The following is a 26,723-nucleotide window of genomic DNA, read 5'->3' as shown; positions in this document are numbered from 1 at the left end:
AAATAAGCCGGGCAGGAACGTCGAGTGAGCGGTCTCACAACATAAGCGGTCTTATTGGAACGTTTTCGTTTTCCGGTTGTTGTTCGGCCTGATCCCTGACCGAAGCCACGGTTCGACGCGACCAGTCCTTCGGATGACGCGAATTAGCTCGCTATCTGTCCGTGAAGGGCGCAGCAATGGTTGCTGTAAATGCTCAACGGTCGCTGAGATGGGCGAACAACTGCTGCCGTCTCCACCTTTAACAAATTCGCTCAACTACGCCAGGGGCCGATCTGTAATCGGCTGTATGACGAACGAGGCTATCCGTGTCGACAGATTTAACGCCGGTGCCGAGCGTTCTAGTCGTGGAAGACGAGATGATTCTGCGCATGCGCGCGGTCGACATCGTGGAGGACGCGGGGTTTAACCCGGTCGAGGCGGTCAACGCCGACGAGGCAATTTCAATTCTTGAATCCCGTTCGGACATTTCCCTGCTTTTCACCGATATTCAAATGCCCGGCAGCATCGACGGCTTGAAGCTCGCCCACGCGGTCCACGACCGTTGGCCCTCCATCAAGATCATCCTGGTTTCCGGTCAAGTGAAGCCGTCAGACGCGGAAAGGCCGGCGCAAAGTCGTTTCTTTGGCAAACCGCTGGGTGTTGAACAAATGATCGCTGAATTGCAGGATATGGTCGGCGCGGGCGCATTGAGAATTTTTCCTGACGCAACGATATTGTCGGTGAATGTGGCGCTGCCCGGCGCAGAACCAATTGCCCCGTCGCCCCGCTCCGCGCAGGAAGTTGTGTTGTCGGCGGAAAATGACAGCCTCCGGCTGCTGCTGGAGCAAGCCGGCATCGATGCTGAGACCTTACTTATCCAGGCCGGGATCGACGCCAAGGAACGCGAGGCCGCCGACAAGTTGCAGAAGCTGATCCTTGGTGAACTACATCATCGCATCAAGAATACGCTTGCCACGGTGAGCGCGATCGCGTCCCAGAGCTTTCGTGCAGCGCCGAGTATCGAGGCCGGCCAGAAGGCCATGGAGGGGCGGTTAACCGCATTGGGCCGAGCCCACGATTTGCTGATGCAGGTCAGTTGGGCGAGCGCAAGTCTTACCCACACCTTTAGCAGCGCAACGGAGCCGTACGACAGCCAAGGGGGCCGGCGCTTCCATTTCAACGGGCCGGATCTCAGAATTACATCAGGCGCGGTCATTGCGCTTGCGATGACTTTCAATGAGCTGTGCACGAACACGACCAAATTTGGCGCTCTTTCCGTCCCTGCTGGGCGCGTGGAAATCGCGTGGACGATCGATGAGCCCAAACAAAGGCTTCGCCTTGTCTGGACTGAAAGCGGTGGACCCGCGGTTGAGCCGCCGGTACGGCAAAGCTTCGGCACCCGCATGATGAAGTCTCTCGGTCAACAATTGAACGGCCAAGTGCAGCTCGCCTACCAACCGTCCGGCTTCATCTATTCGCTGGATGTTCCACTTAGCTCAGTCGCTGCAGCCGCTTGACGATTGTCCACTTCCGCTAATGGCCCGTTTGAGACCTGGCGAGGGGTACTAAAGATGTCCGCTCACTGGGGCTGACCGGAAGTCGTCTCGGGAGAACCAAACCGACGCGATTGACCCGAAGCAGACCAAGGCTTGGGGAATGGTCACGACAGCCGAACCGTTCGAGTTGGACCAGGACACGGACGCGGAGCGTAACGCCCGTCGTGGTTAGCGCTTAGCCAGTGTTCCTGACCGCCTCAGCTAGAATGGCGTACAGCTGCTGCTTGCTGAATTCCTTGGGCTGCTGCTTCTCTGCGGTGCTTCGCGACACCTTCTTCTCTACTCGACGTACCAGGGCGGCCGACGACGCCGGCCTTGGCTTCGGGGGCGGCCTTATCTTGGGTCTTGCTGTTGGCGGCTTGTGGCCACGCTTCAAGCCCGAACGGGTTAGCATCCCGCAGACCGCGTTACGGCTACACCCGAGACGGCGCGCAATCTGTGCCGCGCTCTGTCCTGCGGCCCAGAGCCTTTTGAGCAGCGCTACGTCTTTCGCATCCCAGCCCATGGAGAGATTATAGCGCGGACTGACCGACACTGGCTAGTCCAGGCCGCTCGCGGGAATCCCTTCTATGGATTCACGACTTGGCTCTACAACGCTGGTGATCTCTCCGCCCAAGCCTTGGTGGCTTGGCAGATTTCCATCGCCCGGGCGTAGGCGGGGCGTGTCGTCGTACGGGCGAGATAGGCACGCTCGACTGAACCCGGGGTATAGTTGCTGGTTCGCAGACCAAGCAGGAGTGCGTAGCTCACTGAAATGTCAGCAGCAGTGAACCGGTCTCCGGCGAGAAATGGACGATTTGCGAGACGCTGGATGACCAATCCCAGCCGGCTATGAAAGGTCTCCAGTGCCCAGATTGTGACCCGGGCGTTTCGCTCTGCTGCGGGGGCGAATGCGCGACCGACGATGACGGCGTTCATTGGTCCAGCGAGCCCGGCCTCTCCCAAATGGAGGAATTGCAGATAGGCGGCGAAAGCCGGATCATCCGGGGCGACGGCGAGCGGGCTCGGGCCGTGGCGGGCGAGCAGGTATTCGAGGATCGCGATCGACTCGACCATGATCATCTCGCCGTCCTGCAGCGCCGGGATAAAGCCGGCGGGGTTGATCGCAAGAAAATCGGGATCATTCTCGATAGCGAACAGATCGACCGGGCGCAGCCGATAAGCTACCCCCAATTCCTCGAGCAGCCAAACGACGCGGAACCCACGACCTTCGCCATAGACAGTGAGCATACTTGAGCGTCCTTACGTTGGCTTAAGTGCCTTAATTCGCAGGAGCGAGATTTCCACACCTGCTGCTATCGCGCTGACACGATATGCACAAGGTTGAATACTCGGCATCATGCAGCGCCGGTCCTCCCTACTTTATGGGTTCACGGCCTAGTCTTCATCCGGCTCGCGTACGACCGCCGGCTCGTCGGCTTCATCCTCCTCTTCGTCGCCCTCGTCGTCCTCCTCGTCTTCATCAGGATCTCGGGGCGGCATCGCGGTGCCCATAGCTACGAGCGGCGTCCAGACGGGCGCTGTGATGAAAAATGCTTCGAAATCGTGTTGCCTCATGTTGTTACTCCTCGAAAAGCATGCGCAGTCGAATATTCCTGACCGACGACATCCGGATGTCCAGGGCGCGATCGCTCCTGCGCGACGGCGACCAGATCGACGGCAGCGGCAGGGGCCGCCCCCCACGCAACTGGCGGCGTTTACGAATACTTCATGCCGAGGACGCATCAGGTTCTATATTTACCAACACTTCGCCGGCAGTGATTTCGGGATCCCCGAGATCGAGGTCATGCAGACTTGCTTGAATAAACTCCATTATCCTGGCGTTCGCTGCATTGGCGCTTTCGCGGTCCTCGAATATCATCACGGCGACACCAACGCCGTCGCCCCCATCCAGCACGTAGTAAGATCTGAATCCGTGCGATTGCTTCAGGATCTGACCGACGCCGCTCTTGGCGCGGCGAGCAGCGTCCGCGACCGAACGAACCCTGGTGTACTTGCGAATGACGATGTACATGAGGCCACCACGCGTTGCAGTTCCCGTCCCACGCATCAAAGCATACCGGCTCCCGGTCGGACCAGGGCGCTGCTTCCCGAATGGCCGCGCGCCTTTCTTCAGTGAGCCAACCTCGCCCCGCAAGCGGGGGCGAGGTGCCGAGGCTCAGGACCCCTCGAACTTGAACGAGACGTTGAGCTTGGCGCGATAGGCCTCTATGTTTCCCTTCTCATCCAGTTGCATATCGAGCTTGACGACCTCTGCAATGCGAAGATCCCGGAGAGTTTTTGCAGCTTGCCCGACCGCATTGGCGGCCGCCTTCTCCCATGAGTCACTGCTGGTACCGATCAGTTCAATGACCTTGTAGACGCTATCAGGCATATCGTCCTCCTGTTCGGTCTGAAGCAGGAAGCAGCTGCTCCCCGCCGTTGTGAAATCTAGCATCAGGATGTCGGCGCTGATACGACGCGATACGGCCTCGGACGTCGCCCGGGGGCCCCGTAAGAACAAACCGCATTTGGCGGGGATGGCGGCTTTTGGCCCGAAGCGGGCCGTCGCCCGTAGCGGACCAACCCGTCAGAGCCGCGATCACCCTCGCCGCGGTCATGGTAGGGTGGTCTTGTTTGCGCTGGCGAGCCAAAAGGTGACAGCCGATGAAGTGTCTTCGGATATACGCAACCCCGGACGGTGAATCTCACTTCGGTGAAGTGGAAATCCCCATGACGGCAAAGTTGACCGTCGCTCCCGGTGCCAAGCCGTTTCAGGTGTCCCAGCGCTATCTCGCGTCAAGCATGGAGGTTACTCAAATCCCTGCCGGTATGCGACAGGTTGAGTGGCACACCGTTCCAGCGCGGGTATTGACTGTCAGACTGACTGGCGCGGTCGAATACGAGACGAGCGACGGCGAGGTGCGGCACGTCTCTGCGGGCGAGTTCGTGTTGGTGGAGGACACACACGGAAAGGGCCATCTGTCTCGTCATTCCCCAGACGAGCAAACCGTTCTTTGGATCAGGCTACCCAACGGCCTCGATTTGCCGCCCCCATAGTTCGCGGGGATCGCCATCGCCCACGACGCCGAAAGCCGACTTTAGCACTCGATCCTGCAACGCCCACACGTGACCCGAAGCTGACATGACTCCTTCATTTTGGTCCAAATAGCTTGCTCCAAAGCAATGCTTGTTCCGACAATTGGGGCGCTTGTCGAGAGCAGCACTTTTAATGTTGCTTCTAATGCCACATTCAGCGTCGGCTTGGGCGCCTCAAAGCGAGCAACCACCCGCTTCCCGTTTCAGATCCTGTGTCCAAGCGCATGCACCGGATGCGCAAGCGGCCGGAGTTCGCACGCCCGGCAGGCGATAGAGATTATCGCCCGGGCGTACTCGGCGAACATTGAAGCCGAATAGCCCAAAGCGGGGGCGCCGATTGTCCTTCCCGTTAGGCAGTCTCAGAGCAAGGCAGTGTAACAATCCACGCCTACCAAGGAACAAGTGACCTCTGAAACAGTTGCCAGCGACGGAACCCGGAGTTGACCTTTGATTTGGACACCGACGGAAGTTTGAGTGTCACAGCGGTGCATTTGAACCGATACAGGTGTTCAACGCGAAATCAGACTTAAGATCAGCGAAGAATATGCCATTGCGTGTCTTCATCCTTGCATTATCAGTCTTGGGAATTCTCGTCGGTGCAAATGCTGCCGCGGCGGGTCCGAGCACGACCGACCGTGAGCTGATCGCATCCGTCGATCCAACGATCGTTGCCGGCGAGGCAAATCAGGAAACCGAAGATCAGATCGGCCTCAACAAGGGAAAGCGTCGCGACGTACAGCGCCGGCTGACCGGTCTCGGTTTCGACACCAAGGTCAACGGACAGTTCGACGGGTCGACCCGCGCCGTCATCGCGCGCTGGCAGGCGGCACACGGCTATCCCAGGACAGGCTTCCTAAACCCGCTGCAGCATCAGGCGCTACTGACCGAGTCCGCCTCGGCGGCGCATGCCAGCTTCAAGGGCAGCGACAAATCCGATGACGACCGTCCGGCCCGTCGTCGCACGGGTGCTCGCCATCAGCACAGTGGGGGCGGTCCCGGTGGACTGATTGGCGGCGTGGTGGGAGGCCTGTTCGGACGCAGGTGACCGATAACGTGGCGCGCACGTTAGCTCCGCCGACCAATCTGAATTTATGGGTGCACGCCCCGGCTATTTCCCGCACTCTCGGTTCTTGAGTACCCGGGTCGAACCACCCGCGTCAGCATCGGAAAATGCTTGTTGCCGCCTGCGAATGGCGGGAACTGGACGAAGTCCGCGCGCATGCGCCTGATCACGTCGGAGCCGAGCGCGTGCGCGAGGGCTTGCGGGCTGTCGAACACCAGCTTGTTGCGCTGCATGTGCTCGACGCGCTGCGACGGCAGCCGGTCGACCCAATCGATCCGGGTGTAGATCTCGATCTGGCGAACGGCCGGGAAGGTTCGCATGATCGATGGATGGTGCTCCAGATAGTGCAGGTTCCAGGCGTTCATGTCCTCGGCCGGGCCGGGATAGTGCACGAGGTAGCTGCACGGAGTGGTCGTGCCTGGCGGATGTTCGGCGGCATCGACGGGAAACGCGCGCGTCAGCATGACCTGGTGCGTGACGTCCAAGCCGGTGAGGCTCGCCAGTCCGGCCCCCGTCGCGAGACCGGCAAGGATGCCACCGCGGTCCATTGCCGCCTCGCAGGCGAGCAGGTCCGGAAACCGGAGTTGAAGCGCAAACACCGGGCCGGAGCCATCGGCCTTGTAGGGATGATCGACGGACTCCTCGAGCGGCGTGAACAGCAGGCCCTCGGTCGTGTCAGGGATCGATCCGACCAGCTCCGCCACGGCGTCAACCTCGTCAGGATGAATTCGCCGTTCGCCTGCCGGATCGGCGAATGTCATGAACAGCGAGATCATGCGGGCCTTGCCTCAGCGCCCTCGCCCGCGCTCACATGCGCCATCAGCGCGGCGCGAATGTCATCCGGCCACGGGATCGCATGGTGATCCACCAGCGACGTCGCGGCCAGGATCTGGCGGGCGCGCCAGCGCATGCCGTTCGCGCCGGAGACGACATGCTCCAAATGGATCGACGATCCGCCGACCCGGCTGATATGCAAGTTGAACGTCAGGAGGTCGCCGAACATCGACGGCCGGGAAAAGTCGCAGGACAGATGCACCGTGGGCGTCCCGATCCTCCGGACCGTGATCAGCTCCGGCCATGGAAATCCAATTCTCGCCCAGAAGTCTTCGACGACCCCGTTGAGGATGTTCAGGTAGGACGGGAAGTACGCGATCCCCGAGGGATCGCAGTCTCCGAATCTCAGCTCGCGATCGAACGAGAACGACGCCATCAGATCGCAACGACCGGATGCCTGATGACACCGACGCCGTCGACCCCCGCTTCGATCACGTCGCCCGGCCACAGCCATTCCTGGGGAGTCCTGCCGGCTCCGACGCCTTCCGGCGTTCCCGTAGCGATGATGTCGCCCGGCTCCAGCGTCATGCCCGATGAAATATCCGATATCAGGACCGGGATGTCGAAGATCATGTATTTGGTATTGGAGTCCTGCTTCATGACCCCGTTCTTGGTCAGCCACAGGGTCGGGAATCTCGTCCGCCGTCACGATGCAGGGGCCGAACGGCGCGTAGGTGTCCATGCCCTTGGAGAAGATCCACTGGCCGGCGCGGCGATTGTCGCGCGCGGAGATGTCGATCATCACCGAATAGCCGAAGACGTGGTCCATCGCCTTGTCGGTCGCGATGCGGGTTGCGGTCTTGCCGATGATGACGGCGAGCTCGACTTCCCAGTCGAGTTGCTGCGTCATCTTCGCATTATGCTGGATTGCACCACCCGGACCGATCACAGAGGTCGGCGGCTTGGAGAAGACGACCGGCTGCTTCGGCAGATCCTTGTCCGTGTCCAGGCTCTTGGCGGACTCCGCCACATGCGCACGGTAGTTCAGCCCGATGCCAAAAATGTTCTTGCGGGGCCGCGGGATCGGGGCCTGCAGCTTCACGTCCTCGAGCGGAACGGCGGAGCCGGCCGGCAAGCGTCCATCGGCATCGTCCAGACGCTCCTTCAGCGCCGGCAGCAGCGTCACGCTGTTGTCGATGAACGACAACATGTCGCTCGGCCATGCAAAGCCATGCGACGCACCGAGGTGCTCGACGTCCACGACCAATCCGTCAACGAGGACCCCGAGGCGGGCACCACTGGAGCCCAAGGTGTAGGTAACAAGGCGCATGAAGCTTTATCCGGCTCTTTCGGTTGAATTCTGTGCGGGGACGTCAGGCCGCGACTGGCTGATGGCCGGCGTTGTCGCCATAGGCCTCTTCCCGGTAGAAGCCGAGACTCTCGATGACGGGCAGATCGTTGAAGCAGAACAGGCAGGCGTCCTCGCTGCTCGAGGCGTTGCCGTGCTCATGCCAGGCCCAGGAGGGAACGCAGAAGATGTCGCGCTCCTGCCACTCGAAACGCTGGCCGGCGATGATCGAATAGCCGCGCCCCTTGGCGACCTGGTAGATGAAGCTGCCGGTGTGCCGATGCGACTTCGTCTTCTCGCCCGGCCGCAGCAGCTGCATGCTCGCGCCGATCGTCTGCATCACGTGTCCGCCAGAGATCGGATTGACGTAGTTCATGAGAATGCCGTCATAGGGCGAACCGTCGGTCGCGGCGGCATATTTGCGCAAGGACTCGTAGGTCGGCTCCCACTCGTATTTGAACATCGGGGAATAGCCCTTCGACCATTTCGAATCCGCCGGCCGAAGCCCGGGATTGCCCCAGGTCTTGGTCATGTCGTCCACGGGATAGCCGGAGTCTTCCTGTTGCACCTTGGGATGGACCGCGAAAAAATTCGCCTCCAGCGCGTTGACCAGCGGGATGTCCAGGCCGTCCTGCCAGATGCACACCGAGCCGTTGCCTTCGACGCCATGCTCGTGCCAGGTTCCGTTCGGCGTGAGCACGAAATCCCGCGCCCCCAGCGTCATCTTGTGCCCGTCGACGATGGTGTAGGCGCCCGAACCCTCCATGATGAAGCGCAGGGCTGAAGCCGAGTGCGCGTGCGCGGTTGCGACCTCGCCGGGATGCATCACCTGCAATCCCGAATAAAGCCAACCGACCGCGGCCGACACGTCGCGGCGGCCGGGATTGTTGAGGTAGATCACCCGCCGCCCGGCCTTCTCCGGCGAGACCAGCTCGACCGAGCGCAGCACGTGCTCGCGCAGATCGTTGTAGCGCCAGAGCACGGGAACGGAGGCCGATTGCGGCGCCCACGGCTCGATCTTGTTGGCGACCGTCCACAGCGCGCCGGCTTCGTACTTCTCGAGGTCCTTGTAATAGGCCTTAAGCTCGGGGGTGTCCTCGACATTGGCCCGACCGACGATGTTTTCGCGCATCCTATCCTCCAAGTCCTGCCCTTTGGCACCGTTGACGCGACGCGTCCCGAACTCTCGTTCCGATTTGCCAAGCGGCGCCGGCCGACGGCGATCGACCCGCAGATCGAAGATGTCGAACCGGTTGTAGCGCCTGATGATGTCGTGCATTGGCTGCGGCTTCACGGACCAGTGAAGCCGCCTTGTCGGCTGTCGCGCCCGGGTTGAGATAGACAGGTGAAGCCTGGACGGCGGCGGCTCTAAAGCGAGGCAGCTTCAGCATTGGCCCTACCCTGTCGCTAGCTCATGATCGCCTTGCCGGAGCAGAGGTCCGCAAGCGTGATAGCATGGCGCGGCGTTGACTTACTTCACATGTAAACGTATGCTATCGCATATTTCTGGAAGGTGCAATGGCTGAACGGTCTTTTGCTCGCGAAGTCGAGGATCTCCGGCTCGGCGATGGCGATACGTTCCGCGGCGAAGGCATCCTCGCCATCACCAAGGCGCTGCTGCAATCCGGCGTCGCCTATGTCGGCGGCTACCAGGGCTCGCCGATCTCGCACCTGATGGACGTGCTCGCCGACGCCAAGGACGTGCTCGACGATCTCGGCGTCGTGTTCCAGAGCTCCGCCAACGAAGCGGCCGCGGCGGCGATGCTGTCGGCCTCGGTGATGTATCCCCTGCGCGGCGCGGTTGCGTGGAAGTCGACGGTCGGCACCAACGTCGCCTCCGACGCGCTCGCCAATCTCGCCTCGGGCGGCGTCACGGGCGGCACCATGATCATCGTCGGCGAGGACTATGGCGAAGGCTCCTCCATCATGCAGGAGCGCACCCACGCCTTCGCGATGAAATCGCAGATGTGGCTGCTCGATCCCCGCCCCGATCATGAGTGCATCGTCAATCTGATCGAGAAGGGCTTTGAGCTCTCCGAATTCTCGAACACGCCCGTGATGCTCGAGGTCCGCGTCCGCGCCTGTCACATGCACGGCAGCTTCGCCTGCAAGGACAACGTCAAGCCGGCACACACCATCAAGGACGCTCTCAACAACCCCAGGCGCGACGTCAACCGCATCGTGCTGCCGCCGGCGGCCTATGAGCACGAGCAGGAGAAGATCAAGACGCGGATGCCCGCGGCGATCGGCTTCATCCGGGACAACAAGCTGAATGAATGGATGGGGCCGAAGCAGGGCAAGGTCGGCATCATCATGCAGGGCGGCATGTACAACAACGTGATCCGCGCGCTGCAATATCTCGGGCTGTCGGATGCCTACGGCAACACGCAGGTTCCGCTCTACGTCATGAACGTCACCTACCCCGTGATCGACACCGAGGTCGCGGAGTTCTGCGTCGACAAGGACGCCGTCCTGATCGTCGAGGAAGGCCAGCCGGAATATCTGGAGCAGGCGATCAACACCGTGCTGCGCCGCAGGGACATCCAGGCGCGCATCCACGGCAAGGACGTGTTGCCGATGGGCGGCGACTACACCGCGCAGGTTCTGCTCGGCGGCGTCCGGGACTTCCTGGAGAAGACCGAGCCGCGGCTGCTCGGCAACCGGCCGCCGGCGCCGGACGCCGTTCCCGTGCTCAATCACCCCGCGGTCGAAAAGCTGAAGCAGGTTGTGCCGGCGCGCCCGCCCGGGCTCTGCACCGGGTGCCCGGAGCGGCCGATCTTCGCCGCCATGAAGCTCGTCGAGGAAGAGCTCGGCCAGCATCATGTCTCGGCCGACATCGGCTGCCATCTGTTCTCGATCCTGCCGCCCTTCAATATCGGCGCGACCACCATGGGCTTCGGCCTTGGCCCGGCCTCGACCTCGGCCTTCAACGTCAAGGCCGACAAACGCTCGATCGCGGTGATGGGCGACGGCGGCTTCTGGCACAACGGACTGACCAGCGGCATCGGCAACGCCGTGTTCAACAAGCACGACGGCGTTTTCGTCATCGTCGATAATTTCTACACCTCGGCGACCGGCGGTCAGGACATTCTGTCGTCGCGCGCGACCAACAAGCGGCGAGACACCAACAATTCGATCGTCAAGGCCGTGAAGGGCATCGGCGGCCAGTGGGTGCGCCAACTCGACCGCACCTATGATGTCGGCAAGATGCGCGACACGCTGAAGGAAGCGCTGACGACCAAGGAGGAAGGCCCCAAGGTCATCGTCGCCTCCTCCGAATGCATGCTCAACAAGCAGCGCCGCGTGAAGCCGCAGATCAACAAGGCCATCAAGGACGGAGTGCGCACCGTCAAGGAGCGCTTCGGTGTCGACGAGGACGTCTGCACCGGCGACCATGCCTGCATCCGGCTCTCGGGCTGCCCGTCGCTTTCGGTGAAGCAGCTTGACGATCCCCTGCGCGACGATCCCGTTGCCGCGATCGACAATTCCTGCGTCGGCTGCGGCAATTGCGGCGAGGTCTCCGAGGCCGCCGTGCTCTGCCCCTCGTTCTATCGCGCGGACGTCATTCACAATCCGACCGGCTGGGACAGGTTCAAATCCAAGGTCGCGATGGCCGTGATCGGCTGGTTGCAACGGCGGCGTGATCGCCGGCGTCCGGCGCTCGAGGCATTGGCATGAGAGACGAGACGGTCCGGCTGGCCCTCCCCGCCGCCGGCGAGGCAACCGAGCGGCCGATCTCCATCGCGATCGTCGCGATGGGTGGCCAGGGCGGCGGCGTGCTGACCGACTGGATCGTTCAGTTGGCCGAGAACCATGGCTGGGTCGCGCAATCGACCTCGGTACCCGGCGTCGCCCAGCGCACCGGCGCCACGATCTATTATATCGAGGCGATGCCGCCGCTCGACGGCCGCAAGCCGATCCTGTCGTTGATGCCGACGCCCGGCGACGTCGACGTGGTGATGGCGGCGGAGTTCATGGAGGCCGGCCGGTCGATCCTGCGCGGCCTCGTGACGCCGGATCGAACCACGTTGATCGCATCCAACCACCGGTCGTTTGCAATCGGCGAGAAGATTGCACCGGGCAACGGCATCGCCGACGGCGGCGCCGTCACCGGCGCCATCGGGGTCGCCGCCAAGACCGAGATCATCTTCGATCTGAACGCGCTGGCGATCGCGCATGGCAGCGTCATCTCGGCCGCGATGTTCGGTGCGCTCGCGGCGGCCGCTGTGCTGCCGTTCAGCCGCGACAGCTATCTCGACGTGATCCGCGCAAGTGGGAAAGGCGCCAAGGCTAGCGTGGAGACGTTTGAAGCCGCGTTTGACCGGGTCAAGACCGGCTCACCCGAGGTCGCCGCGCCAGCGCCATCAAAGCAGGCCGATCACGTCCCCTCTCCCGCAACGCCCGATCCAGAACTCGCCGGGCTCATCGCAAGACTGAAGCAGGAACTGCCCGAGCCCCCGCTCACCATGGCTCGCGCCGGCCTGAAAAAGGTGGTCGACTTCCAGGACGTCGCCTATGGCGCCGAGTATCTCGACATTCTCAAGACGTTGCACGCGGCCGACCGAAGCGCCGGCGGTGGTGCGCACGCCTATGCCTTCACGGAGACCGCGGCTAAGTACCTCGCCAACGCCATGAGCTATGACGACGTCATCCGCGTGGCCGACCTGAAGACGCGCGCTGGTCGCCGCGCGCGCATCGAGAGCGAGCTCGAGATGTCCGAGGGACAGGTGCTCCAGACCACCGAGTTCATGCATCCGCGCATGGAGGAGGTCATGGGCGTGCTGCCCGCGGGCTTCAGCCGCTGGCTCGGCGCGCGGCCACGTCTGCTCGGCTGGCTCGATCGCCGCGTCAACCGGGGACGCCGGGTGCGGACCTACTCGCTGCCCTGGTTCCTGACGCTCTATGTCGTGGCCGGACTACGCGGCCTGCGACGCCGCTCGCTGCGTCACGCGGTCGAGACCGCGCATCGGGACGGATGGCTCAAGGCGGCAACCGATGCGGTCGCCGCCAACTACCAGCTCGGTGTCGAGATCCTGCAATGCCGACGCCTCGTGAAAGGCTATTCCGATACCCACAGCCGCGGGCTGTCGAAATTCGACAGGACGCTGGCGGCGATCAAGCTGGTCGAACGACGCGAGGATGCCGCCGATTGGGCCCGCCGCTTGCGCGAGGCCGCGCTGAAGGACAGCGCCGGCAAGGAGCTCGACGGCGTGATCCAGACCATCAAGACTTTTGCATGATTCCATCGGAGGGGAACGCGGGAGTGGATTGCCGTTCGACCCACGAGACGTCAGGATCAGGCGACTTGACTACGATTCTCAAATTGTTAATCGGAGCGAAAGACCCGCGATAATCCCTCCAATCGACGAGACATCTTGTACTCGATGGTCATGCAATGCCGGCAGCACTCAAAGAGAACATTGTTCCCGTCCCTGGGCAGATCGAAACCCGGCTCTGGCTCCAATTGCTGTCGCTGCATGGCGAGCTGTTCGCGTCGCTGAATGCGATGCTGAACGCCGAGTTCGGCCTGTCGCTCGCAAAATTCGACGTGCTGGCCCAGCTCGATCGCTACCGGGATGGCCTCGCGCTCGGGCAGTTGTCGCAAAATCTGAAAGTCACCGGCGGCAACGTCTCGGGGCTGGTGCAGCGTCTTCTCGCCGACGACCTCATCAGCAGGGAAATGTCGAGCGAGGACCGGCGGTCCTTCATCGTGCGCCTGACGCCAAAGGGCGAAGCGTTGTTCAGGAAGGCAGCCGACGTCCACAAGAAGCATCTCGGCAAACGGCTCGAGAATGTTTCGGCCCGGGAGCTGGACGGTGCGTTGTCCGTACTGAAATCCCTTTCTTCAAAACTTCATACCGAGAGCAAGAAGCAAAGTCGCAAGAGATAATGGCCAGAGAATCCAAGAGCAGATGGAAGTCGGGTCCGCCGAGGACGCGGGACCAGCTGCAAACCTACATCCCGTATCTGTTCAACCGGCTCGCCAATCGCTGGAATCTCGATCAGAACCGCGACCTGAGCGACCACGGCATCAACAATGTCGTGTTCCGGACGCTGTCGGTCCTGTTCATCTACAAGACCCTGACGGTCAACGAGGTCGCCGTTCTCGCGGTGACCGAGCAGTCGACGGCGAGCCGCATGGTCGAGTCCATGGTGTCATCGGGCCTCGTCAAGCGCGAGATCGCGGAGGAAGACCAGCGCCGCCGCGTCGTAGGTCTGACCCCAGACGGCGAGGCGCTGCTGCGCAAGATCTGGCCAATCATGGCGAGCAACTACGACAAGCTGATCGAAGGCATCGAGCCCGACGACATCGAGGTCTGCGCGCGCGTGCTGGCCAGGATGGTCGAGAATATCCGCCAGAACCAGATCTGATCTCGTTTATTGGAGCACGATCTTTTCGGAAAACCGCTTCACACTTTGCGCTAACGCGGCCCTCCGGGTCCGGATCATGCTCTACGGGCCAAGGCCGACGAGGCTGGTGCCGCCGCAGACATAGAGCACCTGGCCGGTGACGAAATCGGAACGTTCGTCGAGGAAGAAACTGATGGCGTGCGCGACATCCTCGCGCGAGCCGAGCCGCCCGACCGGCACGTTGCGCGCCATCCGCTCCTGCTGCTCGGAGCCTTTCGGGATGATGCCCCAGAAATTGTCGGTCAGGATCGGCCCTGGCGCCACGACGTTCACGGTGATGCCGCTCGCGGCGAGCTCCAGCGCCCAGGTGCGCGCCATGCCGTGCACGCCGGCCTTGGTCGCTGAATAGGCCGACCGCGTCGCCGCGCCCATCGCGGCGCGCGAGCTGACGAACACGATGCGGCCGAAGTGGCGCGCACGCATCCCATCCAGCGCCGCCTGGGTCAGCAGCATCGGCGCGCCCAGATGCAGCTGCGCCAGCATCAAAATGTCTTCCGGCTTCGCATCGGGCAGCAGGTTCGGCAGGATCACGCCGGCATTGTGCACGAGGCGATCGACGGCGTGATCGCGGCAGATCTCCTGTGCGATCGCGCGCGTCTCCTCGATATTGGAGAGATCAGCGCGATAGGCCGCGAGCAGATCATGCGTCCAGTCCGGCTTCTCCAGCCCGACCGAGACCACGCGCTGCCCGCTCTCGACGAGCTTTTTCGCCAGCGCCTCGCCGATCCCCGAATTGCCGCCGGTGATGAGTGTGGTGCGGATCTCGCTCATGATCAAACCTGCCGCCGCTTGAGGTCGCGAAGGTCGAAGAACGCACCGTCAGACATCAGCCTGGCGACGAAATCCTTCAGGCCGCCGCGCTGGATCTTCTCGGTCGCGGTCAACGGCAGGCTGTCGACGAAACAGATCCAGCCCGGCGCCTTGTAGTAGGCCATCTGCTCCAGGCTCCAGCGCACGATCTCCTCGGCGCGCGCGCGGTCAGCACCGGCCTCCTCGGCGATGATGACCGCCGCAACCTCGTCGCCGCGCACCTGATCGGGCGTCGCGGCCACCGCGGCCTGCCGGATCGCGGGATGGCGATTGAGGACGGACTCGACCTCGACCGCGGCAATGTTCTCGCCGGAACGGCGGATCACGTTCTTTTTGCGGTCGACGAAATGGAGGTCGCCGTCCGCATCGCGCGACACGATATCGCCGGTGTGCAGCCACCCGCCGGCCCACGCCTCGGCGGTGGCGGCCTCGTTCTTCAGGTACTCGCGGAAGAAGCCGTAACGCGGGTCCGCACCTGCCCGCCGCACCATGAGCTCGCCCGGCGTCCCGACCGGCGCGTCGTTGCCGCTGTCGTCGACGATACGAATGTCGACCTCGGGGCCCGGGCGTCCGAAACAGCTCGTGCCGATCTTGCGCGGCTCGATATTGGCGGCGATGACGCCGCCACTTCCCGTCTCGGTCATCGCCCAGGCCTCCAACAGCGGAAAGCCGAAACGCTCCTCGAACGGCGCATGCAGAAGCTTGTCGACGCCGGCACCGAACCCGAAGCGCACGGTATGCGCCCGGTCTTGCTCGGACGGCGGCGCGCTCATCAGCATCGAGGGCATGACACCGAGATAATGCAGACAGGTCGCGCGGCTATCGCGCACGGAAGCCCACCAGGTACGCGGGTGGAAGCGATCGAGCATGGTGAGGCTGCCGCCGACCGACAGCATCGCCATCAGCGACACCGCCATCGCGTTCATGTGAAACAGCGGCAGCGGCGTGATCATGCGCTCACAGTCGGGCTTGAGATCGATCAGCCCGCCGACATCGCGATACCAGTTTCCGGAATGCAGGAAATATGTGTTGGTGAGCACGCAGCCCTTGGGCTGTCCCGTGGTTCCAGACGTATAAAGCAGCGCGCATTCGCTCGCCTCGTTTCCGGCGGTCGAAGGCCGCACACCTCCGAGGGGCACGGGAACGTCGTCCTGATCAGTCACGACCGGGATCGGCCGGTCGGCCTGGCGCGCCGCGGTCTCGACCTCGTCGCGCCGCTCGGCGAGGACGAACGCCGCATTCATCTCGGAATGCGCAATGATGTATTCGAGCTCGCTGATCCGCAAATCGGGATTGATCGGCACCACGGAGACGCCGAGCGCGTTGAGCGCGAACCACAGCTCGACGAACACCGGCCGGTTCTGGAGTAGCAGCCCGACCCTGTGGCCTTCGCCATAGCCCCGACCTGCAAAGGCTGCGCGCCAGCGCTCGACCCGGTCGAGCATGGCGCGGTAGGAAATCTCGCCTGCCGCGATGCCATAGATATCGGCGGTCTCCGGCAGCACGTTGAGGAAGCCCGCCTCCTCCCGGCGAAGGGCGGTCTCGCGAAAGCGGGCGTAGACTGTGGTCGCAGCGGTCAAGGCGTACTCACATGAAAAGCTGGATGTTGCCGAACGGCGCGTCGAAATTGACGAGATCGACCCGCTTGAGCTTGATCTTCAGGGCATCGCCGACCTCTACGAATTCGTGCGACGCCCATCCCGAATAGCGCTCCAGCAGATCACCGCGGGTCTCGGTATAGATATAGGACGTCCGCGCCTTGTAGACGCCCGCAGTCGGATCGCACGCCACGATCCGCGGTGCCTGGAGAAGATGATGGCAACGGCTCTTCGGCTTCTGGCTGAAGGTCCGCTCGCCGGCGAGCCGCTCGACCCGCACCTTCAGGAGTAGCAGATCCTCGTACATCAACGAGGGCTGGAGCACTGGATCCCGCTGTTGCCATTCGAGCGGCATCCAGTAGCGCCCTTCGGGGTGAAACAGATCGAGCCAGGCCTGCCATTGCATCGTGTCGAGCAGCTCGGCTTCCAGATAGATGAAGTCCGTGATGGCCTTCTCGTCGATCATTCTGCGGCCTCGACACGCTTGTCCATGTTCATGGTCATGAATTTCGACCAGGCGTGGAACTGGTTTCGCATCTGTCGCTCGGACGTGCCGTTGATTACGGCCGTGACGTCCTGCTCTTCATGGCTCTCGTAGAGGCGCCGCAGATTGACCCATTGATTGCCGTTCGACTTCAGTCCTTCCTGCGCCCGCTCGTACATTTCGAGATCGTCGTGCCCGACGATCGAGGTCGGCGCGTTGATGAAGCGGTTGTACATCAACGCCCGCTCGTAGAGCTTGTCCGGCGCGCCGACCAGGCGATAGACCCAGCTCTCGACCAGCGTCTTGTCGACCGCGATCGGGATGAAATTGCGCAGGATCTGCACGGCGCCCTTGACCATGATGTTCGGGAAATACACCGTGTTGTGCCTGACCTCGCCGAGGATCTCGTGCGCCCGCTGCTCGCCATACGCCGCGACCATCTGGCCGACATAGCCTTCGATGTCCGAATAGTTGGAATGGATGGAGTTGGCGACGCCGGTATGGCCATGGCCGTTCGGCCAGATCCTGATGCCGCTCTGCTCGTAGAACTCGTACGGGCTCATGAAGGGACCGTAGAGCTGCACCGCCATCGGCGTCTCCGTGGAATCGCCCTGCTCGCGCTTCCAGACCTTGACCGCGGTGCCGGCCGAGCTCTCATGCGCCACCATCGGATGGCAGGTGTCGGTCTGGTTCTCGACCAGCATCTTCCAATTGCAGGTGTGCATGTAGCGGATCGGCGTCGCCTGGACTGCGAGCTTCCCCTCCGGCGAGCGGTCGACCATGTTGTCGATGGTCGAGAGGCTCTCGCCGAAATAATCCTCGAAGGACACGCCGTCGTCGCTCAGGCGGGCGAAGATGAAATCGCGATAGATCACGACGTTCCTGACCTTCGACAGCCCCTCATTCGCTTGCGTGTCGCCAAAGCCGGTGCCTTCGTAGCCCTTCTTCAGAGGGATCGCGAGCAGCGAGCCGTCGGTCTTGAACGACCAGGCGTGATAGGGGCAGCGGAAGAACTTTCCGGTGTTGCCGCAGGGCTCGGAGGCGATCTTCACGCCCTTGTGCGGACAGCGGTTGTAGAAGACGTGGATGGAGCCGTCGGCGTGGCGGCTCGCCAGCACCGGCTGACGGCCGATATTGGCCGTGATGAAATCGCCGGGCTTTCCCAACTGGCTCGCGTGCCCGACATAGATCCAGCTGTTCGGGAACAGGTGCTCCATCTCGAGCTCGAAGATCTCGGGGTCGACATAGACGTCGCGGTGCACCTCGGCCTCGCGCACCAGCGCCGCGATCGCGTCGGCATTCTGTCCGTATTTCGCCATGACGTCCCTCGCCTCCCCTAGAGATCCAGCACCAGACGTTCCGACTTCGCGCGTGACACGCAGATCTGCATGACCTTGTTGGACGCCTTCTCGTCGTCGCTGAGGATGACGTCGCGATGGTCGGGCACCCCTTCGATCACGCCGCACTGGCAGATGCCGCAATCGCCGCGCTGGCAGTCGTAGAGCACGTCGAGACCCGCAGCCTCCAGCGCCTGGATGATGGTCTGGCCGGCCGCGACGCTGACGACCTGCCCGGTCGATTTGAGCTCGACCTCGAACGGCAAGTCGGCCGAGGACGATTGCTCGGCCTTGAAGAGCTCGTAGTGGATGCGGTCTGCCGGAATGTCCCTGCCGAGCGCAGCCGCCTTCACCGCTTCGATCATGCCGGCCGGACCGCAGGCGTAGATGTGGGCGTTTGCGGCGGCATCGCCGAGCGCCGCTGCAATGTCCAGGCGGGACTCGTCGCTGTCGTAGTGAATGGATAGCCCCTTGGCGCAAATCTCCTGCAGGTGCGGCACGAACGCGAGCAGGCCTTGCGTGCGGCCCGCATAGTGCAAGCGATACGGGCTTCCTCGGGCCGCGAGATTCACCGCCATCGACAGGATCGGCGTGACACCGATGCCGCCGGCGAACAGCAGCGCGGGCGCCGCGCCCTCATGCAGATGAAAATTGTTGACCGGCGCCGTTGCCTTTACGACATCGCCGATCTTCAGCGCGTGCATGAACTGCGAGCCGCCGGTCGAAGCCTCCTCGCGCAGCACCCCGAGCGCCAGCATACCCTCGGGAAGGCCCGGCAAAGCCATCAGCGAGTACGGCCGGTCGCCTCCATTCGGGAGCGCCACGCGGATATGTGCGCCCGCCTGCCATCGCGGCGCGACGCCGTCCTCCACGCCAAGCACAAGGCTCCGTATGAACGGCGTCTCCGCGGCATACGATCTGACCTTGAGCTTGAGCGGATGCGTGTCCATTCAGGCATCTCACGAATTATATGAATTTGCATATTTTTAGACATGTAATAATTAGCTGTCAATCGTCGGCGCGGGCTCAGGCTCGGATTGCAGTCCCAGGCACGTCTCGTTGGTGCAGGACGGTTGGCACTGCCCCCTCCGAGGTTGCCCACGCCTCAGCAGATCACTCCGAAGAACGGCCGGCCGTGCTTTCAATGGACTTTGCTGCCCGTGCACACGCCGCCTTTGAGCGCCCGCCCCGATCCATCATGGGCCGTGGGAAGACTTCAACTCAAGCCGCTCATTTTACTGAGGTATTTTATCGTAAACGATCCACCGACGCCGCGTTGAGTGCCCTGGTGACCGCGCAAGATGACAGCAATCGCGCTGCAACCACAGCAATCGCTCTGGAGCGGGAAAGCAGCCCCACCGCTAAGGGTTGGGGTAGCAAATCCAAGACCAAGCCATGTCCCTGTTCCCGAGCGGCACCGCCACACCCGCCTCCATTGTCGAGGCTCAGAAGGCCGTTCTGGGTCATCCACCCAAGGCACGCGCGAGCTTTGCCAAGGGCCGCTGCGTCCGGGGGACCTACATCCCTTCGGATCGGGCCGACGAGGTCACGAAGTCGCGGAGCTTCACAACACCATCGCGCGTGCTGGCGCGCTTCTCGGTGGACGGCGGTCCCCACGAATCCGAGACCAGGGATCTCGCGCTGCGCGGCTTCAGCTTCAGGCTCGGCAACGACGAGCATCGCTCCGACATCCTCACACAGAGCGCTCCGGTTCATTATGCGAGGACGCTCGATCAAATGCTGGCATTCCTCACCTCGCGCATGCCCGGTCGCGACGGCAGGCCGGACCTGGAGAAGATCAAGGCCTTCTCCACCGCCAATCCCGATACGCTGCGTCAGGCGAACTACATCGCCGCGCATCCGCCTCCCCCGAGTTTTGCCGGCACGACCTACTGGGCCGTCCACGCCTTCCCCGCAACGAATTCGAAGGGCGAGACGCAGTTCATCAAATTCAAGGTCGTCCCGGTCGGTAGCGAGCTTGCGGCGATCGGGGGCAAGGCCAGGGCGACGTCCGCCGACGTCCTGCACGACGATCTCAAAGGAAGGATCGCAACGCGCGATATCCGGTTCAGCCTGATGGCGCTGCTCGGCCGTCCCGACGACCCGACGCAGGACGTCACGATCCGGTGGCCGGATGAGGACAGCCGGGAAGCCGTACGGCTCGGAACGATCGTGATCACCGCGATCGAAGCCGACGAGACGTGCGATACTTCCGGCTTCGATCCGGCAAATCTTGCGGAGGGCATCGGTTATCCGCCGGATGAGATCTTCGTGGCGCGACGCGCCGCCTACGCCAATTCACTGGCGCAGCGCCGCTGATCGGACGATCACGTCTCGCTGTCCCTGATGCCAAGCGCTTCGCGGCGCCATGCCGCCGGGCTGACGCCCACCTGCGCCGAGAACACCTTCGTCAAATGGCTTTGATTGGCGAACCCGACCGAGATCGCAATCTCGGACAGCGGCACGTCGCGCAGGGTCATCAACTGCTTTGCCGCCTTCACACGCTGGCGGAGCAGCCACTGATGAGGCGGGAGGCCGGTCGAGATTCGAAACGCGCGGGAAAAATGGCTAACCGAGAGACCAAACTCGGCCGCGATCTGTTGCAGTGAAAGCGTCCCGCCGAGATCCGAGTCGAGCCCTTCGCAGGCTCGCCTCACCTGCCATGGGGAAAGACCGCCCCGGGCCGCATCCGCGACGCGCTGCCATCCGCCATAGGTCTGGGCAATGTGGGCCGTGAACGCGAGCATCATGTGGTCGATGAAGAGCTGGTTGGCCTCCGCCGGACGACGCAGTCCTTCCAACATCAGGGCGCCGACATGGCGCATGATCTCGTCGTCATGGCCGAAACCATACCGGCACGCGAGGTCGCCAATGGGCGGCGTGCGGGCTTCTCGCGCGATTCCGTCGAGCGTCAGACGTGGAAGATAGAAATGGACGGAATGGAACGGCTTGTCGATGACGAAGCGCGGATCGTGCCGGAGATCGTACAGATAGGTCGTACCGGCCCTGACGTCCGTCCTCGTGAAGCACTTGCCGTGCTCCCAGAGCTCGCAGTCAGGATAATCCTGCAGCTTCAGGCTGACGAGATAGGCGTCGTCGGCAAGCGAGCCGCAAAGACCCTCTACCGGCTCACTGTTCAGGGTTTCGGTGACCGCAACGTCGACGCCTCGCCGCGACCGCGTGATCAGCGAAGGCGGCGCATCCGCCAGGCTCAACTGCCGCTTGACCCTCTGTCCGAAGGTGCCCGCCAGTGCCATTCGATCGACCCATCCGTGGAATTTTGACCAGGCAACCCATCTGACTGCCGTCGCCCTGGAGGTCGGTAGCATTATCCGCTTCGGAGTACGGCGGTCCAGTCGCGTCGCGGCGTGATTTGCGATTGCGACGGGGCGCCGCGGCCGATTGTGGCAAAGCCATTTTCAGAAGCGATTTCAATATCTAATGCGTAAATCATGAGCTTAATTCTCCGCAGTCGTCCAGGGACCGCCGATCACAAGATCTCGCGTCCGAGCGCTTTGAGCAGAATCAGGAAAAGCACCGCGGTTTCAGGAAAGACCCCGTAGTCCCACGTGCCTAGAAAACGACACCGAGCGCTCGCGGCGCGCTGCGGCACCCGTACGGGCGCAAAAGAAGCGATGGCTTCACGCCGGGCGCGCAAATCGCGCTCAGCCGCGAGTGCAAGGCCCCTGAGACGAGCACGTCCAATGAGCAAACCGATCTCGCACAATTCTGCGCGTGAAAATCCTCCGGCCGCATCCGAGCCAAGCCAAGGCCAGTCGTCGACGACCGGGCGGCGTGCCGCTAATGCCGAGATGGCGCGTGTGCTCCACACCGAACCATTTCGCGTGGCATTGGACTCCTCCGGTGCCGGGATCGCCCACTGGAAACACGAACCCTTGCACGACGTCGTCGAGCCCATGAGCCACCACGTCATCATGGCCTACAACGGCGCGGTGCAGCACATGGAGCGGCGCTCAGGACGGTCGGTTGCGATTGGAACGTTTCGTCGCGGGGCTGTGATCATCATTCCCGAAGGATCGAGCTCCCGATGGGATATTCCGAAGCCCGTCGACGTCGTTCAGCTCTATCTCCCCCACGCAACGCTGAAACGCGTCGCCGACGAAGCCGCGAGCGGCACATCGAGCGAACTCCTGGAGCGAACGGCGCATCCTGATCCCATTACGTCCCGTTTGATCCTGAGCGCGGTCAACACGCTGGAGAGCAATGCGGCCCTGGACACGCTGTTCAGGCATCAGTTGATCGACCTCCTGGCGATGCGTCTCCTGGTTGCTCATACCGGCTCGCAAGCCCCATTCCAGCCGACCATCGGTGGGCTTTCGCCCAAGGTCCTGGCCCGTGCCATCGAGCGCTTGCGCTCGGACAGCGATACCGACGTCTCCCTCGATGCCCTCGCCTCCGATGCCGGCCTGTCGCGTTTCCACTTCTGCCGCGCATTCAAGGAAAGCACCGGGCTCTCGCCTCACGCCTGGCTGCGCCAATACCGACTCGAGCAGGCCATGAACCTGCTTCGCGATACCGACGCATCGATCGCCCTGGTTGCGGCAGAGCTTGGTTATGCCTCGCAAACGGCCTTCGCCGCGGCGTTCAAGCGATTGAACGGCGAAACGCCGAGCGATTGGCGACGACGCGTGCGTTAGTAGCAATCGCTCCGCCGGTCCCGAAGTGCGTTCCGAACGCGAGAATAGCTCTATGGACAAGCCAATCCTGCACGATCCTTTGGGGGCTCTGCTTGCCGCACCCGGTGCGCGCCACAGCGACTCGCCGAACGTCGAGCGGCGGCGTGCCGATGTGGAGATGGCGCGCATCCTGAAGACCGCGCCGCTGCAGATGGCTTCAGACCCCTCCAATGGCGGCATCGCGCATTGGAAGCACGGCGCTCTGCACGACGTCGTCGAGCCCATGACCGACCACGTCATCATGACGTACCCCACAGGCGTTCAGCGCCTGGAGCGACGCGCCGGAAAATCGGTTGCGATTGGAACGGCCCGTTCCGGAGTCGTGACGATCATCCCGGCTGGTTCGAGCGCCAGATGGGATATTCCCGGTCCTGTCGATGTCGTCCAGCTGTATCTTCCGCACGCAACGCTCGAACGCGTCGCCCGCGAAGCCGACGCGCCCATTCCCGGTGATCTTCTGGAGCGAACCGGGCATCTCGACCCTGTCACATCCGGACTGCTGATGAGCGGGGCGGATGTGTTGGAGGGCAACGCGGTTCTGGATGCACTCTTCAGGCAGCGACTGACCGATATCATCGCCACGCGCATCCTGGCCGCGCACATCGGCGAGCCGACCGCCATCGAGCCGATCATAGGCGGGCTGGCTCCCCAAGCTCTGCGACGCGCGATCGAACGCTTGCGTTCGGACAGCGATTCCGACGTCTCTCTTGCGGCGCTCGCTTCGGACGCCGGCCTGTCTCGCTTCCACTTCTGTCGTGCTTTCAAGGAAAGCACCGGTCTTTCGCCGCATAGCTGGCTGCGCCAGCACCGGCTCGAGCAGGCCATGAACACGCTGCGCGACACCGAAATCCCGATCGCCACGGTGGCGGCTGAGCTTGGCTATGCCTCTCAAACCGCCTTTGCCGCCGCGTTCAGGCGATTGACGGGAGAAACGCCGAGCGATTGGCGACGTCGCATGCGCTAAGCAGCAATCACTCTGCAGGCAGAGCAATCGCTCTGGCGCAACTGCAGGTCCGCTCCGCTAAATGATCAGGGTGCCCTCGATCCAATAGACGGAGACGAACAATGACCTGGAAGAACTTCGCTAGTCCGGTCAAACTCGTGCCGCGACGAAGGATGGCCGCAAGTGCCGTCATGTACGGACTTTCATTGGCCGTTCGCTTCACCTCGGCAACCGGCGAGGAAGTGGAGATACCGGCGCAGTCCGTACACAACGCAAGTCCGGTAATGCCCATCATCGACAGAGATGGCGGCCAGCTTCCGTACGCCGACTGGCGTCCGAACGCCATCGAGCCAATTTTCTTTCGTCACCGCTGGCCGCCGCCGATGGCTTCGATGCCAGGCTGCCCCTCTCCCTGAGAATTCGCGATCTCACTTCACGTCTTCGCGTCATCGGTCTCGACGAGCCGCCACGAGAGTGGCGGCGGCGATGACGCGCCCATGCCCGGAAAGCTCAATCCACAGGAGATCATCAAATGCGACTCGTCATTATCGGCGCCGGCTTTGCCGGCATGTACGCCGCACTTTCCGCCGCGCGCCTGCGGGACATTCAGGGCGCTTCGCCCGAACAACTCGAGATCGCGCTTGTTGCACCGGAGCCGACGCTCGTGGTCCGGCCCCGCCTCTACGAAAGCAAGCCCGAGACCCTGACGGCACCTCTGCAAGACGTGTTGAAGGCCATCGACGTCGTCTACGTGCAAGGCAGCGCCGGGACCATCGATACCAAGTCTCGTGCGATCGAGCTCGTCACGGCCGAAGGCACGAAGCAGACTCTCTCCTACGATCGGCTGGTCGTTGCCACCGGCAGCCGGCTTTTCCGACCGAACATCCCCGGCATCGCCGAGCACTCTTTCAGCGTCGACAAGCTCGACGATGCGATTGCGCTGGAGCGGCATCTCCATGATCTGGCCGATCGGCCGGCAAGGAACGGACGCGATACGGTCGTCGTGGCCGGCGGCGGGTTCACCGGTATCGAGACGGCGACGGAGATGCCGGCGCGGCTGCGTGCGGTCCTCGGCAAGAACGCCAAGGCGCGTGTCGTCATCGTCGATCGCAACAGCACGATCGCTCACGATATGGGCGCAGATTCCCGCCCCGTCATTGAGGATGCGCTGCGCAAGCTTGGCGTGGAGACCCGCCTCGGCACCGGTGTCACCTCGCTCGACAAGTCTGGCGTCACGCTTTCCAGCGGCGAACACATCGAAGCGGAGACCGTGATCTGGGCCGCGGGCATGCGCGCCGCTCCTTTGACCGCGCAGATCCCGGCCGAGCGCGACAATCTGAGCCGGCTCCTTGTCGACCGCGACTTGCGCGTGCCTGGTGTCGCCGGCGTCTTTGCCACCGGCGATGCCGCCAAAGCAGCGTGTGACGACGTCGGCAACCACGCGCTGATGTCGTGCCAGCATGCCACGCGAATGGGCGCGTTTGCCGGCAACAATGCCGCTGCCGAACTTTTGGGTGTCGCGACCAGGCCTTATCACCAGAAGGCCTACGCCACCTGCCTCGATCTGGGAGAAGCCGGCGCCATCTTCACGCGAGGCTGGGATCGGAAGCTCGAGCTCGTCGGCGACGAGGCGAAGCGGACCAAGCAGCAGATCAATACTGTCTGGATCTATCCGCCCCGACCGGAACGCGCGGCCGCGCTGGCCTCGGCCGATCCGGAGCACGTCGGCGAAGTCTAGCTGCCTCACGCGAAACCGGGCCGCGCCGACCGTGCGCGGGCCCGGCCCGATCACCCCATACCAACCGGAGCCGACCATGATGAAACACGAAACCGTGCGCGCGAGCGCGTTCGCCATGCCGCTGACCAGCCCGGCTTTCCCGCCCGGCCCCTATCGCTTCATCAATCGCGAATACTTCATCATCCAGTACCGGACAGATCCCGAGGCACTGCGCCGGATCGTGCCGGCACCACTCGAAATCACCGAACCTGTGGTGAACTATGAGTTCATCCGAATGCCGGACTCGACCGGATTCGGCGACTACACCGAAAGTGGGCAGGTCATTCCGGTGTCCTATCAGGGCAAGGCCGGCAGCTTCGTCCACCAGATGTTCCTCAACGATCATCCGCCAATTGCGGGCGGGCGCGAGCTCTGGGGCTTTCCCAAGAAGCTGGCGCAGCCGAAGCTTGAGGTCGAGACCGACACCCTGGTTGGCACCTTGAACTACGGCTCGGTCCGCATCGCGACCGGCACGATGGGCTACAAGCACCGGGCCCTGGACGCCGCGGCCGAAGCAAAAAAGCTCGCCGCACCGAATTTCCTGCTCAAGATCATTCCGCATGTCGACGGCACGCCGCGCATCTGCGAGCTGGTGCGCTTCCATCTCGAAGACATCACCGTGAAGGGCGCCTGGACTGGGCCGGCAGCGCTCGACCTGTACTCGCACGCCCTTGCCCCCGTCGCCGAGCTGCCGGTGCTCCAGGTGCTTTCGGCCAAGCATATCGTTGCCGACCTGACACTGGGGCTCGGCACCGTGGTCCACGACTATCTGGCCTCGAGCGAAATTGTGCGGCGGCGCGGATCCTCCGAGACGCTGGTCGACGCGAATGCCGACTGATCGACGTCATCCGTACCATCGGGAGTCCTC

27 protein-coding genes and 1 pseudogene are annotated in these 26,723 nt (G+C 62.9%); 13 read left to right on the top strand and 15 right to left on the bottom strand.

The annotated features are described in order from the left end of the window. The first annotated feature begins 344 nt into the window (after positions 1 to 344). Entirely contained in the window at positions 345 to 1,496 is a 1,152-nt protein-coding gene (locus tag J4G43_RS19925; protein ID WP_249814803.1) for a sensor histidine kinase, read from the top strand. A gap of 214 nt (positions 1,497 to 1,710) precedes the next feature. On the opposite strand, the gene J4G43_RS19920 is transcribed toward J4G43_RS19925, so the two are convergent. The 5 genes from J4G43_RS19920 to J4G43_RS19900 all read right to left on the bottom strand — a co-directional run bounded on the left by J4G43_RS19920 (position 1,711) and on the right by J4G43_RS19900 (position 3,909). Further along, positions 1,711 to 2,040, bottom strand: a complete 330-nt coding sequence (locus tag J4G43_RS19920) for a GcrA family cell cycle regulator (RefSeq protein ID WP_028155869.1) — start codon at positions 2,038 to 2,040, stop codon at positions 1,711 to 1,713. Positions 2,041 to 2,123: 83 nt separating this feature from the next. Further along, on the bottom strand, positions 2,124 to 2,765 hold the full coding sequence (locus J4G43_RS19915; RefSeq protein WP_208086031.1) for a glutathione S-transferase family protein: 642 nt from the start codon (positions 2,763 to 2,765) through the stop codon (positions 2,124 to 2,126). 147 nt (positions 2,766 to 2,912) lie between these two features. Beyond that, positions 2,913 to 3,092 (bottom strand): hypothetical protein, encoded by a 180-nt coding sequence (locus J4G43_RS19910; RefSeq protein ID WP_208086030.1) that lies wholly within the window; start codon positions 3,090 to 3,092, stop codon positions 2,913 to 2,915. A 151-nt stretch (positions 3,093 to 3,243) separates the two neighbouring features. After that, positions 3,244 to 3,549: a hypothetical protein gene (locus tag J4G43_RS19905; RefSeq protein WP_063984237.1), complete on the bottom strand. Its 306-nt coding sequence runs from the start codon at positions 3,547 to 3,549 to the stop codon at positions 3,244 to 3,246. A gap of 144 nt (positions 3,550 to 3,693) precedes the next feature. Next, positions 3,694 to 3,909, bottom strand: a complete 216-nt coding sequence (locus tag J4G43_RS19900) for a dodecin family protein (protein ID WP_208086029.1) — start codon at positions 3,907 to 3,909, stop codon at positions 3,694 to 3,696. Between the two features lie 272 nt (positions 3,910 to 4,181). On the opposite strand from J4G43_RS19900, the gene J4G43_RS19895 reads away from it, so the two are divergent. Beyond that, positions 4,182 to 4,574: a cupin domain-containing protein gene (locus J4G43_RS19895; protein WP_208086028.1), complete on the top strand. Its 393-nt coding sequence runs from the start codon at positions 4,182 to 4,184 to the stop codon at positions 4,572 to 4,574. A gap of 544 nt (positions 4,575 to 5,118) precedes the next feature. Beyond that, positions 5,119 to 5,658 carry a peptidoglycan-binding domain-containing protein gene (locus J4G43_RS19890; protein ID WP_321576336.1) on the top strand — a complete coding sequence of 180 codons (540 nt, stop codon included), beginning with the start codon at positions 5,119 to 5,121 and terminating at the stop codon, positions 5,656 to 5,658. A 44-nt stretch (positions 5,659 to 5,702) separates the two neighbouring features. Here J4G43_RS19890 and J4G43_RS19885 read toward each other — a convergent pair whose 3' ends face one another. The 4 genes and pseudogenes from J4G43_RS19885 to J4G43_RS19870 all read right to left on the bottom strand — a co-directional run bounded on the left by J4G43_RS19885 (position 5,703) and on the right by J4G43_RS19870 (position 8,930). After that, positions 5,703 to 6,452 carry a hypothetical protein gene (locus tag J4G43_RS19885; RefSeq protein WP_208086027.1) on the bottom strand — a complete coding sequence of 250 codons (750 nt, stop codon included), beginning with the start codon at positions 6,450 to 6,452 and terminating at the stop codon, positions 5,703 to 5,705. Next, positions 6,449 to 6,886, bottom strand: coding sequence for an acyl-CoA thioesterase (locus J4G43_RS19880; RefSeq protein WP_208086026.1), 438 nt, complete (start codon positions 6,884 to 6,886; stop codon positions 6,449 to 6,451). The genes J4G43_RS19885 and J4G43_RS19880 overlap by 4 nt, the downstream gene beginning before the upstream one ends. Before the next feature lie 306 nt (positions 6,887 to 7,192). Further along, a pseudogene (locus tag J4G43_RS56510) lies at positions 7,193 to 7,660 on the bottom strand (fumarylacetoacetate hydrolase family protein); the annotation flags it as partial. Between the two features lie 163 nt (positions 7,661 to 7,823). Beyond that, on the bottom strand, positions 7,824 to 8,930 hold the full coding sequence (locus tag J4G43_RS19870; protein WP_208089361.1) for a cupin domain-containing protein: 1,107 nt from the start codon (positions 8,928 to 8,930) through the stop codon (positions 7,824 to 7,826). A gap of 386 nt (positions 8,931 to 9,316) precedes the next feature. Here J4G43_RS19870 and J4G43_RS19865 point away from each other — a divergent pair, with 386 nt between their 5' ends. The 4 genes from J4G43_RS19865 to J4G43_RS19850 all read left to right on the top strand — a co-directional run bounded on the left by J4G43_RS19865 (position 9,317) and on the right by J4G43_RS19850 (position 14,170). Next, the gene (locus J4G43_RS19865; RefSeq protein ID WP_208086025.1) at positions 9,317 to 11,476 is read left to right on the top strand and encodes a thiamine pyrophosphate-dependent enzyme; all 2,160 of its coding nucleotides are present in this window, start codon (positions 9,317 to 9,319) and stop codon (positions 11,474 to 11,476) included. Then, entirely contained in the window at positions 11,473 to 13,038 is a 1,566-nt protein-coding gene (locus J4G43_RS19860; RefSeq protein ID WP_208086024.1) for an indolepyruvate oxidoreductase subunit beta family protein, read from the top strand. Before J4G43_RS19865 ends, J4G43_RS19860 begins: the two co-directional genes overlap by 4 nt. Positions 13,039 to 13,193: 155 nt before the next feature. Further along, the gene (locus J4G43_RS19855; RefSeq protein WP_208086023.1) at positions 13,194 to 13,688 is read left to right on the top strand and encodes a MarR family winged helix-turn-helix transcriptional regulator; all 495 of its coding nucleotides are present in this window, start codon (positions 13,194 to 13,196) and stop codon (positions 13,686 to 13,688) included. After that, on the top strand, positions 13,688 to 14,170 hold the full coding sequence (locus J4G43_RS19850) for a MarR family winged helix-turn-helix transcriptional regulator (protein WP_014496304.1): 483 nt from the start codon (positions 13,688 to 13,690) through the stop codon (positions 14,168 to 14,170). Before J4G43_RS19855 ends, J4G43_RS19850 begins: the two co-directional genes overlap by 1 nt. 81 nt (positions 14,171 to 14,251) lie before the next feature. On the opposite strand, the gene J4G43_RS19845 is transcribed toward J4G43_RS19850, so the two are convergent. Genes J4G43_RS19845 through J4G43_RS19825 form a run of 5 tightly spaced genes read right to left on the bottom strand, consistent with a single transcriptional unit; the run spans position 14,252 to position 19,388 of the window. Further along, a complete protein-coding gene (locus J4G43_RS19845; protein WP_208086022.1) occupies positions 14,252 to 14,980 on the bottom strand; it encodes an SDR family NAD(P)-dependent oxidoreductase in 729 nt (242 codons plus the stop codon). A 2-nt stretch (positions 14,981 to 14,982) separates the two neighbouring features. Further along, a complete protein-coding gene (locus tag J4G43_RS19840) occupies positions 14,983 to 16,599 on the bottom strand; it encodes an ATP-dependent acyl-CoA ligase (RefSeq protein WP_208086021.1) in 1,617 nt (538 codons plus the stop codon). 7 nt (positions 16,600 to 16,606) lie between these two features. After that, positions 16,607 to 17,083: an aromatic-ring-hydroxylating dioxygenase subunit beta gene (locus J4G43_RS19835; RefSeq protein WP_208086020.1), complete on the bottom strand. Its 477-nt coding sequence runs from the start codon at positions 17,081 to 17,083 to the stop codon at positions 16,607 to 16,609. After that, complete coding sequence (locus tag J4G43_RS19830; RefSeq protein ID WP_208086019.1) at positions 17,080 to 18,420, bottom strand: aromatic ring-hydroxylating dioxygenase subunit alpha; 1,341 nt, start codon at positions 18,418 to 18,420, stop codon at positions 17,080 to 17,082. The genes J4G43_RS19835 and J4G43_RS19830 overlap by 4 nt, the downstream gene beginning before the upstream one ends. 17 nt (positions 18,421 to 18,437) lie before the next feature. Beyond that, complete coding sequence (locus tag J4G43_RS19825) at positions 18,438 to 19,388, bottom strand: PDR/VanB family oxidoreductase (protein WP_208086018.1); 951 nt, start codon at positions 19,386 to 19,388, stop codon at positions 18,438 to 18,440. 445 nt (positions 19,389 to 19,833) lie between these two features. Here J4G43_RS19825 and J4G43_RS19820 point away from each other — a divergent pair, with 445 nt between their 5' ends. Continuing rightward, on the top strand, positions 19,834 to 20,757 hold the full coding sequence (locus J4G43_RS19820; protein WP_208086017.1) for a catalase: 924 nt from the start codon (positions 19,834 to 19,836) through the stop codon (positions 20,755 to 20,757). An 8-nt stretch (positions 20,758 to 20,765) separates the two neighbouring features. On the opposite strand, the gene J4G43_RS19815 is transcribed toward J4G43_RS19820, so the two are convergent. Beyond that, on the bottom strand, positions 20,766 to 21,695 hold the full coding sequence (locus J4G43_RS19815) for a helix-turn-helix domain-containing protein (protein WP_208086016.1): 930 nt from the start codon (positions 21,693 to 21,695) through the stop codon (positions 20,766 to 20,768). Positions 21,696 to 22,142: 447 nt separating this feature from the next. On the opposite strand from J4G43_RS19815, the gene J4G43_RS19810 reads away from it, so the two are divergent. The 5 genes from J4G43_RS19810 to J4G43_RS19790 all read left to right on the top strand — a co-directional run bounded on the left by J4G43_RS19810 (position 22,143) and on the right by J4G43_RS19790 (position 26,693). Next, a complete protein-coding gene (locus J4G43_RS19810; RefSeq protein ID WP_225004978.1) occupies positions 22,143 to 23,096 on the top strand; it encodes a helix-turn-helix domain-containing protein in 954 nt (317 codons plus the stop codon). 52 nt (positions 23,097 to 23,148) lie between these two features. Next, positions 23,149 to 24,099 carry a helix-turn-helix transcriptional regulator gene (locus J4G43_RS19805; RefSeq protein ID WP_071915289.1) on the top strand — a complete coding sequence of 317 codons (951 nt, stop codon included), beginning with the start codon at positions 23,149 to 23,151 and terminating at the stop codon, positions 24,097 to 24,099. A 101-nt stretch (positions 24,100 to 24,200) separates the two neighbouring features. Beyond that, the gene (locus J4G43_RS19800; RefSeq protein WP_208086015.1) at positions 24,201 to 24,494 is read left to right on the top strand and encodes a hypothetical protein; all 294 of its coding nucleotides are present in this window, start codon (positions 24,201 to 24,203) and stop codon (positions 24,492 to 24,494) included. 116 nt (positions 24,495 to 24,610) lie between these two features. Then, positions 24,611 to 25,816, top strand: coding sequence for an NAD(P)/FAD-dependent oxidoreductase (locus J4G43_RS19795; RefSeq protein ID WP_208086014.1), 1,206 nt, complete (start codon positions 24,611 to 24,613; stop codon positions 25,814 to 25,816). A gap of 79 nt (positions 25,817 to 25,895) precedes the next feature. Next, entirely contained in the window at positions 25,896 to 26,693 is a 798-nt protein-coding gene (locus J4G43_RS19790; protein ID WP_208089360.1) for an acetoacetate decarboxylase, read from the top strand. Positions 26,694 to 26,723 lie beyond the last annotated feature (30 nt).

Source organism: Bradyrhizobium barranii subsp. barranii (assembly GCF_017565645.3).
GTDB classification, from domain to species: domain Bacteria; phylum Pseudomonadota; class Alphaproteobacteria; order Rhizobiales; family Xanthobacteraceae; genus Bradyrhizobium; species Bradyrhizobium barranii.
Note: the sequence above shows the minus strand (reverse complement) of the source record. Positions and strands in the feature narration are given on the sequence as shown.